An 18,008-nucleotide genomic window follows, 5' to 3' on the forward strand; every position below is an offset into this window, starting at 1 on the left:
GGCGGCACGTTACATGCTGTGCCTGGTAGGGGCGACTTACCCTGCCATTTACCCAGCCATTTACCCTGCCATTTACCCTGCGACGACACGCTCGACTAACGTCCGCAGCCAAATATTCTTATCTTCACTGCTACGGCTATTATGCCACAACACCGCAATATCAAAGTCTGCTACCGAAACGGGTGGGTTAAATATCGTGAGTTGATCATCAAACCCGTCTGACTGAGCCATTTTTTCAGGCACTATTGCAATTAATCGACGCGCTTTCAGCAAACTGCGAATAGTGAGAAAGTTACGTGATGCCACCGTCACTCGCCGTGACAAACCATGCTCAGCCAATTTCTTGTCCACTTGAGTAGCCAGACTGCCATCAGGGCTGACGAGTGCTTGCTCAATCTCGGAAAATGCTTCTAATGTTAAGGCGCCATCGAGCTTTAACGCTTGTTTGTCGGCTAAACAAACATGCTTTTCGGTATATAAATATTGGCTTTCAAAATCATCATCCAGCACCGGCATACTGCCAATCACAATATCCAACTTCTCCTGCTCAACCAAACTGACGTAATTGCTGCGGTTGACATTAATAAAGCTGATTTGCGCCTCTGGAGCATGAGTCATGATCTCATCATACAAGGCAGGGGCGAAAATGAACTCAGCATAATCGGTCAAACCAATTCGACACACACCAGAATATTGAGAAGGGTCGAAATCCGTCTTGGTCAACAGATCTTTAGCAATGCTATTAAGCAACTGATGCAAAGTCGGCGCAATATGATGAGCATGTTCAGTCGGTTCCATCTTATACCCTTTACGAATAAAAAGCGGATCATCGAGTAACACTCTTAAGCGTGACAAGCTATGGCTCATGGCAGACTGGCTAACAAAGTTTTTCTCAGCTGCAATACTGACGCTACGGTAACGGTAGAGATAAGAGAATGTGACTAACAGATTCAAGTCGATATTCCGCCATGCGATATCATCCAACAATGCCATTGTTCCCATCCTGTTTTATTCATACATAAAATTAAAACTATCAATTTGAATCATCATAGCGTTTTTTTTAAAGTAGAGGCAGTCTTGATTACTAGGATAAGCACTGATGCTCTCCATTTTTAAAACCTTTTTCTGGCTTGGCTGGATTAGCTTCGGCGGCCCAGCCGCGCATATTGGCTACTTTCGCCAAACCTTTGTCGAAAAATTGAATTGGCTCGACGATAGCGAGTATGCCCAGATAGTCGCGCTCAGCCAGTTTCTACCCGGTCCAGGTTCAAGCCAAGTCGGCTTTGCTCTCGGCTACAAACGCGGTGGACTCTTTGGTGCCTGTGCCGCTTTTATTGGCTTCACCCTACCATCGGTCTTAATCATGGTGTTACTGGCCGTCGTTTCAAGTCAAATCACCGACACGACAGCCTTTCAAAGTATCGTACATGGTTTGAAACTGCTTGCCGTTGTGGTCGTCGCCGATGCCACATGGGGGATGTATAAGAATTTTTGTAAAGGCACCTTATCGGTCAGTTTGTGCCTAATGACCGCGATTGCCCTACTCACCATGCCAAGCATCGCCACACAAATGGTTGTGTTGGTCATTGCGGCACTGATTGGGGCAAAATACCTGAAAGGTGAAACGCCAAGCGAGCCAAAGCCATTTAAACCGACTATCGCCCCTTTAGCGATCTTCGCTGCTTTGCTGATTGGCCTACCATTCTTTGCTCATTTGTCATCAACTCTTGAGCTATTTAACGACTTCTTTCAAGCCGGTAGCTTGGTGTTTGGTGGCGGCCATGTCGTACTACCACTACTGCAGAACATCGTGGGTGATCAACTTAGCCAAGATGCGTTCTTAACTGGATACGCCGCAGCGCAGGCCGTACCCGGTCCAATGTTTACTTTTGCCACTTACATTGGCTACGAGCTACAACCTAATGCTCCCATTGTTGGCGCACTGGTCGCAACCGTGGCGGTTTTTCTTCCGGGATTCTTATTGCTGCTGGGCGTTTTGAAAAACTGGCAGTCATTGGCGCAAAAGCCGCAAATTGCAGGCGCGGTTAGCGGCGTAAATGCCGCCGTGGTCGGCTTACTTGTTTCTGCACTTTACCAACCGGTATTCACCAGTGCGGTCATGGCTCCACTCGATGTCGCACTGATTTTGGCGGGTTTTTACCTAATGAAGCAACTCAAACTGCCTATTATCTGGATGGTGATTGCTTTTATTGTTGCTGGGCTTATCACTGGTTATCTATAAATGATAACGTCCATGAATAACAAGTTGGAATTCGCTTAATATTATTCCAGCGAGCGGAATGCAAAGCACTATTACAAAAGCGGCATGAGACCTTATTGGTTTTCTGCCGCTAGACCCACTCAAGATGTCCCTCGCTTTAAAAGTACGTCATTGGACGTATTCCCACTTTCCCACTTCCTGCCCATCCCTATCATTATCCCTTGTTCGATTTATCTCTTAATCGATTAAGCTCCGATCTATTGAATCGCGTTTACCCCGAATCATCACTTAGGACTCGATACAGATTGCCGCTCGCGCGTTGTTCTCATTGCGCGACTCTATATAAAAAAGAAGCATGATGTTGTCCGCCACTTTAATCGGCATGAATGATCAACGACTTATATTGATTGGCATTTTATTCATACTGATAGCGATACTGTTTGAGTCACAATCTGCGCTATCACCGCTTCACATTTTTCTCTCAATCCTTATCAACCTTTTAATTAACATGCTAAGGTTAACAAATAATTAACAACAATAATCCTTCATCAGGAAAGTAACGCTTCGCACCGTTATTGCTCTCCAATGTGCTAAGCCATACCCACCATCGTTCGAAGGGAATCTTTGCCAGTGACATGGAGTTAGACAATGATTCAGCCAAACCAATCAAGCCCAAACAACTTGACCGATAATGTAGGCCTGAGCTCGCACGCACCGGCCAGTGAGATGATCTTAAAGTGGGCGCAAGAACGCCCGAATGACATCTACCTCAAGCAAATCATTAACCGACAGTTTGTTGAATACACCTATGCCGATGTGGCGGACCAAGCACTGAAGCTTGCGACAGCACTGAAAAATTTGGGTCTCTCTCCCGGAGATCGCGTGGCTTTAGTCTCTAAAAATTGCGCGGAATGGTTTATTTGTGATTTAGCCATCATGCTAGGCGATTTTGTCAGCGTCCCGATCTTCCCAACCGCGGGCGCGGATACGATTGAATATTGTCTGAGCCACAGCGAGAGTAAGGTGTTGATCGGCGGAAAACTGGATGATGCTAAAGCGACTCAGCAAGTCATTGATGGGATGCCTGACTTAATCACCATCAGTATGGCCTACGACACCGCGCCACAGTGTCGACATACACTTAATGCACTCATCGATGAGTCAGAACCTAGCGAAGCACGCCCTCAGCATCATGATGACAAATTGATGTCGATTGTGTACACCTCTGGGACATCTGGCCTACCGAAAGGTGCGATGCTGACGTATGGCGCATTTGCTTGGTCAGTGCAGCAATTAATTGATCACATTCAAATTAAGCAGGGAGATCGACTGTTCTCTTACTTGCCTCTCGCGCACATCACTGAGCGGGTGTACATCTTCGGTTCTTCCATTATGGGAGGGATTCAAACAGCTTTTCCAGAGTCCCTTGATACCTTTATCGAAGACGTAAAAATGCAGCGACCGACTCTGTTTATTTCCGTCCCCCGTTTATGGACATTGTTTCAACAGCGAATCCAAGACAAGTTACCGCAGAAAAAACTGAATATTTTACTTAAAATTCCGTTCATCAATACGTTAATCAAGAAGAAACTCATCGAGGGTCTTGGGCTTGATCAAGCGCGTGTCTTAGGCTGTGGTTCTGCACCGGTTTCCCCTGCTCTCCTCTCTTGGTACCACAGTGTCGGCTTGAATATTACCGAAGCCTGGGGAATGACGGAGTCATTTGCCTATAGCACACTCAACTATCCGTTCAGAGCCGATAAAATTGGCACTGTCGGCAACGCAGGCCCGGGGATTGAACTCAAGATTGCTGCTGATGAAGAAATCATGGTTCGAGGTCTAGGATTATTCTCCGGCTACTATAAAAATGATGAAGCGACCCAAGAATCATTCAACGACGAGGGGTGGCTACATACCGGCGATATTGGCACTATCGATGATGAAGGTTATCTCACGATTCAAGGTCGTAAAAAGGACACCTTTAAAACGGCCAAAGGGAAATTTGTTGCCCCTGTACCGATTGAAAAGAAACTGTTTGAATACAGCCGAGTTGAAATGATGTGCTTAATTGGGTCAGGCTTGCCTACCCCTATTCTGCTTATTGTGCCTCATGAATTCCCCAATTTTGATCAAGATCGTTATGAAAGAACCACTGTTCGTATCATCGAACGAATGAATACAAAATTAGAATCGCATGAACAAATTAAAGGCGTATTGATGATCAAAGAGCCATGGAGCATCGAAAACGGAATATTAACGCCGACCTTGAAAATTAAACGTCATGTCCTAGAGAAAAAATATCACGATGTGGGTGCGAACTGGCCGCGAGATAAATTGGTCATCTGGGAGTAACACCAATCAACATCAATCTTTGAACATTCAGGCGGATAAAAATCGCGAAGAACGTCGTTGTACTTTATGAAAGAATGCCGTCGTTAGTATCATTGGTTAACGGTAATCTATGTCGATTTCTAAGTGATTTTTCTTGCGTAAATGTCTGAGCACTTACTGTTGCGGATTGATATAACCACTGAATACGTCGTCGCTCAATGACGCGACTTAGATTTGCTTTCTTTTTGTGTCGCTCTTACGCCGACAACGAAATTTGAATAACACCGACAAAGAAAAGCCCCTTAAGCTTACGCTTAAGGGGCTTTAAAATTATCGAGTTAACTTAAAGAATTACTTCTTCTCGTTACGCTCTTTAACTTCAGCAATTACTTGCTCAGCTACGTTGTTTGGACATGCAGCGTAACGTGAGAATTCCATAGAGAATTGACCACGGCCAGATGTCATAGTACGTAGAGTACCGATGTAACCAAACATTTCTGAAAGAGGTACGTCAGCTTTGATACGAACGCCAGTTAGACCAGCCATTTGGTCTTTGATCATGCCACGACGACGGTTAAGGTCACCGATTACATCACCAACGTGATCTTCTGGGCTGAATACGTCTACAGCCATGATTGGCTCTAGAAGTTGTGCACCAGCTTTAGGCATAGATTGACGGAATGCGCCTTTCGCTGCGATTTCAAATGCGATTGCAGATGAATCGACTGCGTGGAAGCCACCGTCAAGTAGTTCAACTTCAACGTCTAGAGTAGGGAAGCCAGCTAGTACGCCGTTTTCCATCATGCTAGCGAAGCCTTTTTCTACTGCAGGCCAGAATTCTTTTGGTACGTTACCGCCAACAACAGAAGACTTAAACGTGAAGCCAGAGTTTGGCTCACCAGGTCTTACACGGTAATCGATCTTACCGAACTGACCAGAACCACCAGACTGTTTCTTATGCGTGTAGCTATCTTCAACTTCTTTAGTGATAGTTTCACGGTAAGCAACCTGAGGTTTACCAACAGCCAAGTCAACACCGTAAGTACGCTTAAGGATGTCTACTTTGATGTCTAGGTGAAGTTCGCCCATACCTTTAAGGATAGTTTCGCCTGAATCTTCATCAGTCTCAACTTGGAACGTTGGATCTTCTGCAACCATTTTACCGATCGCGATACCCATTTTCTCAGAACCGCCTTTATCTTTTGGCGTTACAGCAATTGAGATTACTGGTTCTGGGAAGATCATTGGCTCAAGAGTACACTCGTGCTTAGGATCACATAGAGTATGACCAGTCTTAACGTTCTTCATACCTACTACAGCGATGATATCACCAGCTTGTGCAGTCGTTAGTTCAGTACGTTGGTCAGCTTGCATCTCAACCATACGGCCGATACGCTCAGTTTTACCTGTTGCTGAGTTAAGAATAGTGTCGCCTTTGTTCATCACACCTGAGTAGATACGGATGAACGTTAGAGCACCAAAGCGGTCGTCCATGATTTTGAACGCTAGCGCTTTTAGTGGTTCGTCAGCAGAAACAGTTGCTACTTCACCAGTCGCTTCACCAGTATCTGGATCAGTTAGAGGTTGAGGATCAACTTCTGTTGGAGCTGGTAGGTAAGCGATAACTGCATCAAGAATAAGCTGCATGCCTTTGTTCTTGAACGCTGAACCACAGAACGTTGGGAAGAAAGTACAAGTACGAGTACCAGCACGGATACAACGCTTGATTTCTTCGATAGTTGGCTCAGTGCCTTCCATGTACGCTTCCATTAGATCATCGTCTTGCTCAACAGCAGTTTCGATCATCTCTTCACGGTACATTTCAACGTCGTCAACCATGTCTGCAGGAACGTCAGACACTGTGTAGTTTTCTGGAAGACCAGAATCATCCCAAACGTAAGCTTTACGCTCAAGAACGTCTACCACACCTACGAAGTCATCTTCGCGGCCGATTGGTAGAGTCATGATTAGAGGCGTAGCGCCCAGTACTTTCTTAATTTGTTCAACAACATTAAGGAAGTCTGCACCCATACGGTCTAGTTTGTTTACGAAGATGATACGTGCAACTTCTGAGTCATTCGCATAACGCCAGTTAGTTTCTGACTGAGGTTCAACACCGCCAGAACCACAGAATACACCGATACCGCCATCAAGTACTTTAAGAGAACGGTAAACTTCAACTGTGAAGTCAACGTGTCCAGGAGTATCGATAACGTTAAAACGGTGGTCTTTCCAGAAACAGCTTACTGCTGCTGACTGGATAGTAATACCGCGCTCAGCTTCCTGTTCCATAAAGTCTGTAGTAGATTCACCATCGTGAACCTCACCAGTTTTGTGGATTTGACCTGTTAGCTTAAGGATACGCTCAGTGGTAGTAGTCTTACCCGCATCAACGTGCGCGAAAATACCAATGTTTCTGTATTTCGATAAATCTGCCATTGTCTTACTCTGTTAATAGGATATAAAATGCGCGCAGAGTATATCATATTCTGTCAAGACTGATACCTTTGCATGCAGTTGGATTGAAAAAAATATTTGGGTCTTTTCCCACTCAGAGAAAGGATAGCCAACTTTTCGTCGTTCGGCTTAAAGTCCCTTCTTTTCCTCCCTTTCTTTTCCTAAAACCTCTCAAATATCACTGTTTCAGCGCCCTATTTTCAGAGCTTAAAACAGACGTTATGTAAGAGTGGTCGATGGGTCAAAAAAGAGGAACATAACCTCGAAAACACGCTGTATTTTCTGCCGCGAGAGACGCGAAACTCGTTACGTTCAAATCAGGAATAGATCTAAGCATTCAATTTGCGCTAAGCCTAACGATTTTGTTCTGCGCTAGCAAGATGAAAAACGTCCATTTTTTAAGCAGATGATACTGAAAATTACCGAATCGCGTCAATTATAAGCGGTATCGCAAAAACAAGCTGGGGCTGAAAGTGGCTTGCCCCAATCATTCAGTGCAGCATAAAGCGATCTTCTACGCTGCACCTTGCTAAACAAAAGCAATAAAAAACGTTACAATTCGTCAAAAGCTTGAATCGCTTCTGAAAGCTTTTTCACGCCATGAATTTGCATGCCTGGGATGCCGCCCTTGGGCATATTCGCAGCAGGGACAATCGCGCGTTTAAAACCATGCTTAAACGCTTCATTTAAACGCTCTTGACCACTTGGTACCGGGCGAATTTCACCCGCAAGCCCTACCTCCCCAAACACCACCACATCTTTCGGCAAAGGTCGATCTCTGAAGCTGGAAAGTAAAGCCATCACCAACGCAAGATCCGCACTGGTTTCGGTCACTTTCACACCACCCACGACATTAACGAACACATCCTGGTCTGCCATTTGTAAGCCGCCATGTTTATGCAGCACAGCCAAAAGCAGTGATAAACGGTTTTGCTCTAAACCGACCGCCACGCGGCGAGGATTGCCCAATTGTGAATAGTCGACCAAGGCTTGAATTTCAACCAACAACGGACGCGTGCCCTCCCAGACAACCATCACGGAGCTGCCCGACGTCTCTTCTTCACCACGAGAAAGGAAAATCGCCGATGGGTTACTGACCTCACGCAAGCCTTGCTCTGTCATGGCGAACACACCGAGCTCATTCACCGCACCAAAGCGGTTTTTATGGCTACGTAGGGTGCGGAAGCGCGTATCAGTGCCACCATCAAGCAAGACAGAACAGTCAATAATATGCTCGAGTACTTTCGGCCCGGCTAAAGTGCCGTCTTTGGTCACGTGCCCAACCATAAATACGGCAACGTTGTTTTGTTTGGCATAACGAGTCAGCGCTGTAGCGGATTCACGCACCTGCGCCACCGTGCCCGGCGAAGATTGAACATCGGACACATGCATAACTTGAATGGAGTCAATCACCATGATTCTTGGCTGTTCTTTTTCAGCCACTTGGCAAATACGATCAACATTGGTTTCTGATAGCATTTTAAGGTGATCTTTTGGTAACCCTAGACGCGATGCACGCATGGCGACTTGCTGCAATGACTCTTCACCGGTGACATATAATGTTGGCATCTGAGCAGATAAAAGACACATGGTTTGTAGAAGCAATGTCGACTTACCCGCGCCAGGGCTACCACCAATCAAAATCGCCGCCCCCGGAACAATACCGCCACCAAGCACCCGATCAAGCTCTTTAAAACCACTGCTAAAACGCGGCACTTCTTGCAAGTTGATCTCAGCCAGCGTTTGCACTTGGCTTTCTGCTCCGGAACCGGCATATCCCGTTAGGCGCTCATTACGCGCCACAGACGGAGAAGCCGCTAGGCGAACCTCACTGATCGTATTCCAAGCGCCACATGCACTGCATTGACCCTGCCAACGAGGAAAGTCTGCCCCGCAATCATTACAAACGTATGCGCGTTTTGCTTTAGCCATGTGACCTCAATATATTTTTATGATGTTAACCGCCGAATAATGCATCTTATTGGCTTGATTCGCCGTAACATATCATTAAAGTTCTATTTATCAAGGCCGATATCAAGTTAGGCAAGGGCAGGCTTACAAAAAACATGCAGCAATCGGAAATCATTTCTCTCGCAGAGCGACTCATCCCTGTTTATCACACACAGGAGTTTGAACACCTTCTATCGCAATTGACCGATGGTGAACCGCCGTCGATTAAAATTCTTGTCAAAATGGAATTGAAACGTCAAATGTCGCCTTGTTATCGTTCTATTGATTTACGTGGACGAGTCCAAGGGGAATGCCGAGAATATGAGTTAGAGGGCATTACACACTGGCTCGATGATGTGGCATTTAACATTTACCATAAAAATGTGCGTAAGTTCCTTGGTTATACCGAAGGCGTCTTTGATGCGCTAAGTAATACGCACAATAGTTTTAAGGTGATGAATCAAAAAGGTAAGCCGCAAGGCGCCGATCTCATCAATACAAGCACTGCCATCGACTTTACCGCAGAACCTCTTGTGATGGGGTATGATCTGAAGCGTAAAGAAAACCGCCTACGAATCGCCACCCAGATTGAAATTCATCTGAACCACGAACAGAAAATTCATGGCATGACCGTGGATATTTCGCCCTCTGGTGGCAAAATTAAAGTCCCTTCTGCGTTTGATTACAAACTCGGTGAAGTCATCTCGATTTTTTTCACGGAGATCGCACGCAGCAATGATATTGCGGATATTGAAAAGTCTGTGTTTTATCGCATTGTGGGCATTGATCAGTCACTTGAAAATGATTCCATCCGTTTCTTAAGAGTCATCAAACTCGACGACAACCCTGTTGTCGACGACATCATTACCCATTTTTTGCACAGTCATTCACATAAAGCTCGCCATGATAATCAAGACAAAGTCATACGAGTTCGTTCACGCGGCTATGAAAATAACTATTTAAAACACACCTGCAATTTACCGCTTTTCTTCAGCGGTAATGAACTAAAATTGGTATTGATGACGGAGAACAACCAAGCCATCTGGCAATATTGGAATGATGAACGCAATCAATTGACGATCTCAAATCTGTTCAGTCAAGAGCGCATGGACCAACTGACGAAACCAGGCCTGCGTGGCAGTAACAATGTCATCTATGCATTCAAACACCTCCAAGGGAAAAAAGAGCGTTTCTTTTCGATGATGATGCCAGAATCGACACGAGAGATTCGTCAACTCTTTTGGCATGTCGGCGCAAGAAAGGAAAGCTGGAAAGTCTTCCGCCTATCGGTCTTTGAATTATCGGATTATGAACGCGACAACCTAGCCAATTTGACCTCACAATCGGCAGTGATTGCACAAAATCTCACGCACTTTGGCATGCTGCAAGAAATCGCTGATAGCGATACCGCGAAAGATTACCTGCTAACAGAAAAGCCACGCTTAGCCGCTAATAAATTGATGCCTTATTGTCATAAAAGAAGCAGTGCGAATACGCCAATCAGTCTTTATTTTGATGCTCAAAATCGTCGTCGCGAATCTCGCTATCAATTCCGTTCACCCCTGTTTTTATCCGCTCAAGGACAACAAGCGGCGGGTGTTACTTTAGATATTTCTCGGAGTGGTTTATATATCGCGCTGAGCAATCCTATCGATTTAAAAGCCGGCGATGACTGTGCGATTAACTTTAGTGAGTTGCAATTGTATGACCGTACTTTACCGCTCAATAATGTGCCTTATAACGTGGTGCGAATTAGCCCAGGAGGCAAACGGGTACAACTGGCAATGGATGAAAATAGCCAAAGTCTAAAAACGATGGCCTTTTTTGTGCGTTTGATTGAACACAATCAAGCCAAGTTAATTCCTAAACCTGAAATATTACCCAGCTCTGAATTGCTGGAGAATCTACATAATATTCTGCTGGATAAAATGGTCAGTACCCCCCTATTTATCGAGAAGAAAGAAACCAGCTTAAAACCTAAGGTGATTGGCGTTAATTATCCACTGCCGCCGCATCTTGCACTGTTTACCCATTTGAGCCCTCAAAATAAATTGTCGCTGGAACCCATCTATAAAGGCAGAACCACAACCCTTTTAGCGGCCCCAATGAAACGCATTGAAGGAGCTCGCCCACAATATCAAGAGCTGTATATTTCAGTATTGAAATTAGGACAACGCATTCAATCACTCACGACCAAACTTGCGAATGATTTTGAATCGACTCAAGAGCGTATTGGCTTTATTAAGAACGCGCAAAGCATGGGCGGATTCTTCGCTATTCGAATCAGTGCCGCGCCAGTGTTTGATCCTCTCACCGCTCTATTACGCAGCGATTTGGAAGAACTCAGCAGCATCAATATCCATCAAGCGCGGGCGCTAGAAAAAGAAATTTGCTCCATCGTGGGGTACAGTGAATACATTGATATTACAGAGGAAGTCTTGATTCGCCTTGAATTAACTCAGTAGGAAGGGGCAAGCTCTAATAGCAAAAAGCGAACCTCGGCTCGCTTTTTTGCTATTACATCATGGATTGGTGTTACGATTTTATTGAGGTAGCGGTTTAAAGCTGATCTTTTGTTGCTGGATAAGCTGAGCGGATAAAATACACAGAACCCCGCCCAATCCAACATAGCGCACAGCACTTTGTGCTTGTTGCTCCACTTTAGGTTTAGCATGATAAGCAATACCTAACCCCGCCACCCCCATCATCGCTAAATCGTTCGCACCATCACCCACGGCAATCGTGTTATGCACTTCAATTTGATGCTGCTCCGCTAGCTGTAACAGGATTTCCGCTTTAGTTTGCGCAGAAACCACCTCACCCAACACTTGCCCAGTAAGCTTGCCATCAATAATTTCTAAAACATTCGACTGAGCATGATCAAGATTCAGCATTTGCTGTAGATGATCGGAGAAATAGGTAAATCCACCAGAAGCGACGGCAGTCTTCCAACCAAACCTTTGTAAGGTTGTCACAAGCTCACCTAAATCTGGCATCAATGGTAATGATTGGCGCACTTGGCTAAGAATGCCCTCATCGGCACCCGCTAATTTACCGACACGTTGGCGTAAACTCTGTTCAAAATCCAACTCACCTTGCATTGCACGCTCGGTGATCTCAGACACTTCCTCTCCCACACCAGCGATCTTAGCGATTTCATCAATGCACTCAATTTGAATCGCGGTCGAATCCATGTCCATCACAATCAAGCCAGGCTTCGTTAAATCGGGGATATCTCTTATCGCGGCATAATCGAGCTCTAACCCTTGTAAGATTTCTTCCAGTTCTGAATTTAATTCACCCGCCATTAGGGCGACTTCATACTGCCCTACTTTCCAGACATCGACGATGCGATTGTATTCACCGGTAAAGAAATCGATATCATCAAATTGGCGCGCATTAAGGTAATGCCCAAAGACAATCCAGCCGGCTTTTTTGCGGTCAAAGTTCGTTGACTGTTGGGTTTCAGGTAAGCGATTGAGTAACGTCGTATGACGTCGAATTGATAAGGTATTAAACATGTCCATGTCAAAAATTCCTGTTAAAATTGCTTCCACGTTACCCTATTGCAATTTGATAACGCAAGTCTCAATATGCGCAGTGTATACGATAATTTTAGTTTTATCCCGTAAGTCAGCGCTCGCGAGAGTGTGGCAAAGCGGTATTGGAAGGTAACTCATGGACTCTTCTCTGTTTTCATTTCGTATGGCAATACGCGCGCTAGCAATCCTATTTTTGATTGCAGGCGGCGTGATGATTGCGGTAAACAGTGTAAAAATCACAAAGGGTAATGAACAGATACAAGCAAACCAGTTAGAAACGTTGACCAAGGTGCTGATTTCACAAGCCTCACTGTCTGCTGGTTCAATGATCGCAGAAGGCGATCAAGAACGATTGCTGAAACTAAGCAATCAGCTTTCTCAAGATAAATTGGTGTTTGATGCGACAATCTATAACGCAGAAGGGATTCGTTTAGCCTCGAGCGACAAAGCCAAATCGGTACGTGAAATACTGGGGTTAGACACCCCGCTTGAAACCGCGCGCATTGGACGCCAGCAACTGGTTGAGCCAATCATGCATGACAATGCGATTGTGGGCTTCATTCGTATGACGTTTGAAACCGGTAAGCTCACCGCGTTTTCTGATCACTACTATCGGAAGAGTGATCGATATATGTATTCCATGGTCGGCGTTTGTTTTATTGCTGGCTTCTTACTTGCCTTTATCATTCGCCGTAAACCCAAAAGCAAAGGCGAGAATTTACTGCTGAAAGACGTGTAATTTCGATAGTGTTAATCGCAAAAAAAAACCTCAGCCAAGCTGAGGTTTTTTTATCTCTAATGATTTAGAGCGCTTATTCAGCATCACCGATGATGACTGAATCTAGTGCAATCAACATCATTTCGTTGAACGTGTTTTGGCGCTCTTCAGAAGACGTTTGCTCACCTGTTTTGATGTGATCTGAAACCGTACAGATAGTCAGTGCTTTCGCGCCGTATTCTGCGGCAACGCCGTAGATACCTGCCGCTTCCATTTCAACACCGATGATGCCGTACTTGTCCATTACATCGAACATGTCTGGATCTGGCGTGTAGAACAATTCCGCTGAGAATAGGTTGCCCACTTTTACATCGATGCCACGTGCTTTTGCCGCTTCTTCAGCAGCACGAACCATTTTGTAATCTGCAATTGCTGCAAAATCATGATCTTTAAAGCGAATACGGTTCACTTTAGAGTCAGTACATGCACCCATGCCGATAACAACATCGCGCACTTTAATGTCTTCGCTTACCGCGCCACAGCTACCAACACGGATGACTTTCTTAACACCAAAGTCTTTGATTAGCTCTGTCACATAAATTGAGCATGAAGGAATACCCATGCCGTGGCCCATCACAGAGATCTTACGACCTTTGTAAGTACCAGTGTAACCGAACATATTACGAACATCACATACTTGAACTACGTCTTCTAGGAACGTTTCTGCAATGTACTTAGCACGTAGCGGGTCGCCTGGCATTAGAACGACGTCTGCAAATGCACCCATTTCAGCATTAATATGTGGAGTTGCCATTTGTGTATTCCTTTTCAATATATAAGTAAGGCGTTACGACTATCCGCAACGCCATTAAGTAATTTACAAGAAGCTTTTGCCATAATCCATCGGAGATGTAGCAAAATAGCCTGCAAGCGACTGACCAATGTCAGCAAAGGTGTCACGCAAGCCTAATGAGCCCGCAGGCACCTTGTGACCATAAACAATCACTGGGATGTGCTCGCGAGTATGATCAGTACCTTGCCAAGTCGGATCACAACCGTGATCAGCGGTCAGGATCAGAATGTCATCTTCTTGCATCAATTCTAGAACTTCATTGATGCGGCCATCGAAATATTCTAGCGCTGCTGCGTAACCCGCAACATCACGACGGTGACCGTATGCCGAGTCAAAATCAACAAAGTTGGTGAAGACAATCGTATTGTCACCCGCTTGTTTGATTTGCTCTAGTGTCGCCTCAAATAACGCTGGGATACCGGTCGCTTTGACTTTTTTGCTGATGCCACAGTTGGCGTAGATATCAGCAATCTTACCAATCGACACTACCTGACCTTGCTTCTCTTCAACCAGTTTTTGCAACACGGTGATCGCCGGTGGCTCAACCGATAAATCACGACGGTTACCGGTACGTTCAAACTGACCTTTACCCGGGCCAATGAATGGACGGGCGATCACACGGCCAATGTTGTAATCCGCTAATTCTTCGCGCGCAATCTGGCAAAGCTCAAGCAGGCGATCCAAGCCGAAAGTCTCTTCATGACAAGCAATCTGGAAGACAGAATCCGCCGAGGTGTAGAAAATTGGCAGGCCAGTTTTCATGTGCTCTTCGCCTAAATCATCAAGAACTTGTGTGCCTGATGCATGGCAGTTACCTAGATAGTCTTCTAGGCCAGCACGCGCTAGAATTCGATCCGTTAGCTCTTTCGGGAAGCTATTGCTCTTATCAGTAAAGTAACCCCAATCAAATAACACGGGTACGCCAGCAATTTCCCAGTGACCCGATGGTGTATCTTTACCAGAAGACAGCTCAGCCGCATGGCCGTAAGCCCCAATAATTTCAACGTCAGCGTCAAGGCCAGCAGCGAATTGACCGGTCGATTCTTTGTGCGCCATCGCCAAGCCAAGCTTAGACAAGTTTGGTAGTTTCAGTGCGCCACTGCGATCGGCGTTATCCGCCAAGCCTTTCGCACACTGCTCTGCAATATGGCCCATCGTGTCAGCGCCAACATCACCAAACTGCGCAGCATCTGCCGTTTCACCGATACCAAATGAGTCTAGGACTAAAATAAATGCTCTTTTCATTACTCGTTCCTCAGGCCCACTTGGAATTCGTTATTATTAAGTAGGCCTTAATTAAATTTTAAACGTCTTCAGCGCGAATTTGACCGTATACATTTGGGGTTGGTGTGTACTCTCCACCAATCTCAATCGCATTGCGCAGAGCTTTCGCCGCTTCTTGCCACTGCTCTTCTGAGCGGGCATGAATCATTGCCAGTGGTTGGTTCTCGTCAGCCACTTCGCCTAAGCGAATGAACTGGTCAAAACCAACCGCGTAGTCGATTTCATCCGTCGCCACACGGCGGCCACCGCCCATAGAAACCACGGCCATACCAATCGCACGGGTATCCATCGCAGACACCACACCATTTTGCTCAGCAAACACTGGCTTGATGATCGGCGCTTTTTCTAAATAGTTATCGTAGTGAGCAACAAAGTCTGCCGGGCCACCAAGGCCTGCCACCATCTTACCAAAACACTCTGCCGCTTTACCGTTATCCAGCACTTCCATCAGCTTGGCATTCGCTTCTTCGCTGTCTTTTGCCAGCTTAGCCAACACCAACATTTCCCCACAAGATGCCAAGGTCACTTCGAGCAAACGAGGGTTACGGTATTCACCGGTTAGGAAACGCACCGCTTCACGCACTTCGACCGCGTTACCCGCTGATGAAGCCAATACTTGGTTCATATCCGTTAGGATTGCGGTGGTTTTAGTACCTGCGCCATTGGCAACGGCCACGATTGATTTTGCCAGCTCTTCTGATGCTTCATAAGTCGGCATAAAGGCGCCTGAACCGACTTTGACATCCATTACTAATGATTCAAGACCTGCAGCCAGTTTCTTAGACAGAATTGAAGCGGTGATCAACGAGATGTTGTCCACGGTTGCGGTAATATCACGCGTTGCGTATACACGCTTATCTGCCGGCGCAAGATCGCCTGTTTGGCCAATAATCGCCACACCCGCGTCTTTGGTGACTTGACCAAAAACGTCATTGGTTGGGGTGATGTTGTAGCCAGGAATCGATTCAAGTTTATCAAGCGTGCCGCCTGTGTGGCCAAGGCCACGACCAGAGATCATCGGAACGAAACCGCCACATGCTGCCACCATAGGGCCAAGCATCAGAGAAGTTACGTCACCCACGCCACCGGTTGAATGTTTATCAACAATCGGGCCACCAAAGTTCATGTGGCTCCAATCGATAACCATGCCTGAATCACGCATTGCGCACGTTAGGGCAATACGCTCTGGCATCGTCATTTCATTGAAGAAAATCGTCATCGCAAACGCCGCGATCTGACCTTCGGATACGGTATTGTTTGCCACGCCTTGAATAAAGAAGTTGATCTCGTCGCTGGTCAGCACTTCGCCGTCGCGTTTTTTACGAATGATCTCTTGAGGTAAGTACATTAGATCCTCCCATACTCGTGCGAGTTATGGTTGTAGGGAATAGAGGTAAAACTAGGGTGGCGTTCCACCACCCTAAATTCATACAGACACGAATTGATTTCGTTTGTTACCCGAGATAGTTGCTGGGTAACTTAGTAAGCAGTTGGGTCTGCTTTTTCGTCTGTGACTTCTAATGTATTTAGTAAGCTTGTTAGTAGGCTTGATGCACCAAAACGGTAGTGGCGAGCATCAACCCAGTTATCACCAAGAATGTCGTCAGCCATCGCTAGGTAAGCCGCTGCATCTTCAGCAGTACGTACACCACCCGCTGGTTTAAAACCAACCGTCTCAGCTACGCCCATATCACGAATCACTTCTAGCATCATGCGTGCGTATTCTGGCGTCGCGTTTACTGGCACTTTACCCGTTGAGGTTTTGATGAAATCAGCACCCGCTTCGATACAGATTTGAGAAGCTTGCTTGATTAGCGCTTCTTCTTTTAGCTCACCCGTTTCGATGATCACTTTTAGTAGTACGTCAGTACCACACGCTGCTTTACATTGCTTAACTAGCTCAACGCCCACTTCTGCATTACCGGCAATAAGCGCACGGTATGGGAATACAACGTCAACTTCATCCGCACCGTATGCAACCGCTGCTTTGGTTTCCGCAACAGCAATCTCGATGTCGTCGTTACCGTGTGGGAAGTTTGTTACCGTTGCGATACGCACGTTTGGCGTACCTTGTTCGCGAAGTGTCTTCTTAGCAATAGGAATAAAGCGAGGGTAGATACAGATCGCAGCAGTATTGCCAACGGCTGTTTTTGCGTCATGACAAAGAGAAATCACTTTTGCATCTGTGTCGTCATCATTTAGCGTCGTTAGATCCATTAGTTGAAGTGCACGTAACGCTGCTGCTTTTAAATCGCTCATTTCTATCTCCGATAAGTATTCAAAAATGTGACTGCTTCTTACCTAGTTATTATAGGTTGAGAACGCAGTTATTGATGAACGGACTTGGTTCCTTGAAGACTCGTGGCAAATAGCGAATCTGCCCCAATTGCTATCCTTGTCACCGCACAGTACCAGTTTGGCCTATGGCACAACAATCTATGATTGCGGTGTCTTTAATATCATATAGTGCATAAAAACGCTTGCGCTATATGCCTTTGGACAGCATTGATTTGCTGGCCTGTATAAATTCATTGCTGAGTCGAATTCATTTCAACCCACATTGCATTGATGGCTTTAGATTATCGACATTCACCGCAAAACTGTAGTACCAAAAAGAACGCAAACGGTTTGTATCTCAAAAAAGATGCCTTG

At 45.7% G+C, this 18,008-nt stretch carries 12 protein-coding genes; 4 read left to right on the top strand and 8 right to left on the bottom strand.

What is annotated here, in order from left to right:
* Positions 1 to 72: 72 nt before the first annotated feature.
* The gene (locus OJ16_RS07620; RefSeq protein WP_040989184.1) at positions 73 to 987 is read right to left on the bottom strand and encodes a LysR family transcriptional regulator; all 915 of its coding nucleotides are present in this window, start codon (positions 985 to 987) and stop codon (positions 73 to 75) included.
* A 112-nt stretch (positions 988 to 1,099) separates the two neighbouring features.
* Between OJ16_RS07620 and chrA the strand changes: the two genes are divergently transcribed.
* Together chrA and OJ16_RS07630 are read left to right on the top strand one after the other, a co-directional pair.
* Complete coding sequence (chrA, locus tag OJ16_RS07625) at positions 1,100 to 2,242, top strand: chromate efflux transporter (RefSeq protein ID WP_040989041.1); 1,143 nt, start codon at positions 1,100 to 1,102, stop codon at positions 2,240 to 2,242.
* Between the two features lie 627 nt (positions 2,243 to 2,869).
* Positions 2,870 to 4,573, top strand: coding sequence for an AMP-binding protein (locus OJ16_RS07630; protein ID WP_040989042.1), 1,704 nt, complete (start codon positions 2,870 to 2,872; stop codon positions 4,571 to 4,573).
* A gap of 330 nt (positions 4,574 to 4,903) precedes the next feature.
* On the opposite strand, the gene fusA is transcribed toward OJ16_RS07630, so the two are convergent.
* Both fusA and radA read right to left on the bottom strand, forming a co-directional pair.
* Positions 4,904 to 6,991, bottom strand: a complete 2,088-nt coding sequence (fusA, locus tag OJ16_RS07635) for an elongation factor G (RefSeq protein WP_040989043.1) — start codon at positions 6,989 to 6,991, stop codon at positions 4,904 to 4,906.
* A 570-nt stretch (positions 6,992 to 7,561) separates the two neighbouring features.
* Entirely contained in the window at positions 7,562 to 8,941 is a 1,380-nt protein-coding gene (gene radA, locus OJ16_RS07640; RefSeq protein ID WP_040989044.1) for a DNA repair protein RadA, read from the bottom strand.
* A gap of 134 nt (positions 8,942 to 9,075) precedes the next feature.
* Between radA and OJ16_RS07645 the strand changes: the two genes are divergently transcribed.
* Positions 9,076 to 11,424 carry a PilZ domain-containing protein gene (locus tag OJ16_RS07645; protein WP_040989045.1) on the top strand — a complete coding sequence of 783 codons (2,349 nt, stop codon included), beginning with the start codon at positions 9,076 to 9,078 and terminating at the stop codon, positions 11,422 to 11,424.
* 78 nt (positions 11,425 to 11,502) lie between these two features.
* Here the strand turns inward: OJ16_RS07645 and serB are convergent, their stop codons facing one another.
* The gene (gene serB, locus OJ16_RS07650) at positions 11,503 to 12,486 is read right to left on the bottom strand and encodes a phosphoserine phosphatase (protein ID WP_040989046.1); all 984 of its coding nucleotides are present in this window, start codon (positions 12,484 to 12,486) and stop codon (positions 11,503 to 11,505) included.
* Between the two features lie 151 nt (positions 12,487 to 12,637).
* Here serB and OJ16_RS07655 point away from each other — a divergent pair, with 151 nt between their 5' ends.
* Positions 12,638 to 13,240: a YtjB family periplasmic protein gene (locus OJ16_RS07655; protein ID WP_040989047.1), complete on the top strand. Its 603-nt coding sequence runs from the start codon at positions 12,638 to 12,640 to the stop codon at positions 13,238 to 13,240.
* Positions 13,241 to 13,313: 73 nt separating this feature from the next.
* Here OJ16_RS07655 and deoD read toward each other — a convergent pair whose 3' ends face one another.
* The 4 genes from deoD to deoC all read right to left on the bottom strand — a co-directional run bounded on the left by deoD (position 13,314) and on the right by deoC (position 17,615).
* A complete protein-coding gene (deoD, locus tag OJ16_RS07660; protein ID WP_040989048.1) occupies positions 13,314 to 14,033 on the bottom strand; it encodes a purine-nucleoside phosphorylase in 720 nt (239 codons plus the stop codon).
* Positions 14,034 to 14,096: 63 nt separating this feature from the next.
* Positions 14,097 to 15,317: a phosphopentomutase gene (locus OJ16_RS07665; protein ID WP_040989049.1), complete on the bottom strand. Its 1,221-nt coding sequence runs from the start codon at positions 15,315 to 15,317 to the stop codon at positions 14,097 to 14,099.
* A gap of 58 nt (positions 15,318 to 15,375) precedes the next feature.
* Entirely contained in the window at positions 15,376 to 16,704 is a 1,329-nt protein-coding gene (gene deoA, locus OJ16_RS07670) for a thymidine phosphorylase (protein WP_040989050.1), read from the bottom strand.
* A 131-nt stretch (positions 16,705 to 16,835) separates the two neighbouring features.
* Positions 16,836 to 17,615, bottom strand: coding sequence for a deoxyribose-phosphate aldolase (deoC, locus tag OJ16_RS07675; RefSeq protein WP_040989051.1), 780 nt, complete (start codon positions 17,613 to 17,615; stop codon positions 16,836 to 16,838).
* Positions 17,616 to 18,008 lie beyond the last annotated feature (393 nt).

It is taken from the genome of Vibrio renipiscarius, assembly GCF_000827885.1.
Taxonomy (GTDB): domain Bacteria; phylum Pseudomonadota; class Gammaproteobacteria; order Enterobacterales; family Vibrionaceae; genus Vibrio; species Vibrio renipiscarius.

What these genes read in the sequence shown, in the direction of transcription:
- deoA (WP_040989050.1), bottom strand. Translation starts at nt 16,704, where the DNA reads ATGTACTTACCTCAAGAGATCATTCGTAAAAAACGCGACGGCGAAGTG.
- serB (WP_040989046.1), bottom strand. Translation starts at nt 12,486, where the DNA reads ATGGACATGTTTAATACCTTATCAATTCGACGTCATACGACGTTACTC.
- OJ16_RS07645 (WP_040989045.1), top strand. Translation starts at nt 9,076, where the DNA reads ATGCAGCAATCGGAAATCATTTCTCTCGCAGAGCGACTCATCCCTGTT.
- deoC (WP_040989051.1), bottom strand. Translation starts at nt 17,615, where the DNA reads ATGAGCGATTTAAAAGCAGCAGCGTTACGTGCACTTCAACTAATGGAT.
- OJ16_RS07630 (WP_040989042.1), top strand. Translation starts at nt 2,870, where the DNA reads ATGATTCAGCCAAACCAATCAAGCCCAAACAACTTGACCGATAATGTA.
- fusA (WP_040989043.1), bottom strand. Translation starts at nt 6,991, where the DNA reads ATGGCAGATTTATCGAAATACAGAAACATTGGTATTTTCGCGCACGTT.
- OJ16_RS07655 (WP_040989047.1), top strand. Translation starts at nt 12,638, where the DNA reads ATGGACTCTTCTCTGTTTTCATTTCGTATGGCAATACGCGCGCTAGCA.
- radA (WP_040989044.1), bottom strand. Translation starts at nt 8,941, where the DNA reads ATGGCTAAAGCAAAACGCGCATACGTTTGTAATGATTGCGGGGCAGAC.
- chrA (WP_040989041.1), top strand. Translation starts at nt 1,100, where the DNA reads ATGCTCTCCATTTTTAAAACCTTTTTCTGGCTTGGCTGGATTAGCTTC.
- OJ16_RS07665 (WP_040989049.1), bottom strand. Translation starts at nt 15,317, where the DNA reads ATGAAAAGAGCATTTATTTTAGTCCTAGACTCATTTGGTATCGGTGAA.
- deoD (WP_040989048.1), bottom strand. Translation starts at nt 14,033, where the DNA reads ATGGCAACTCCACATATTAATGCTGAAATGGGTGCATTTGCAGACGTC.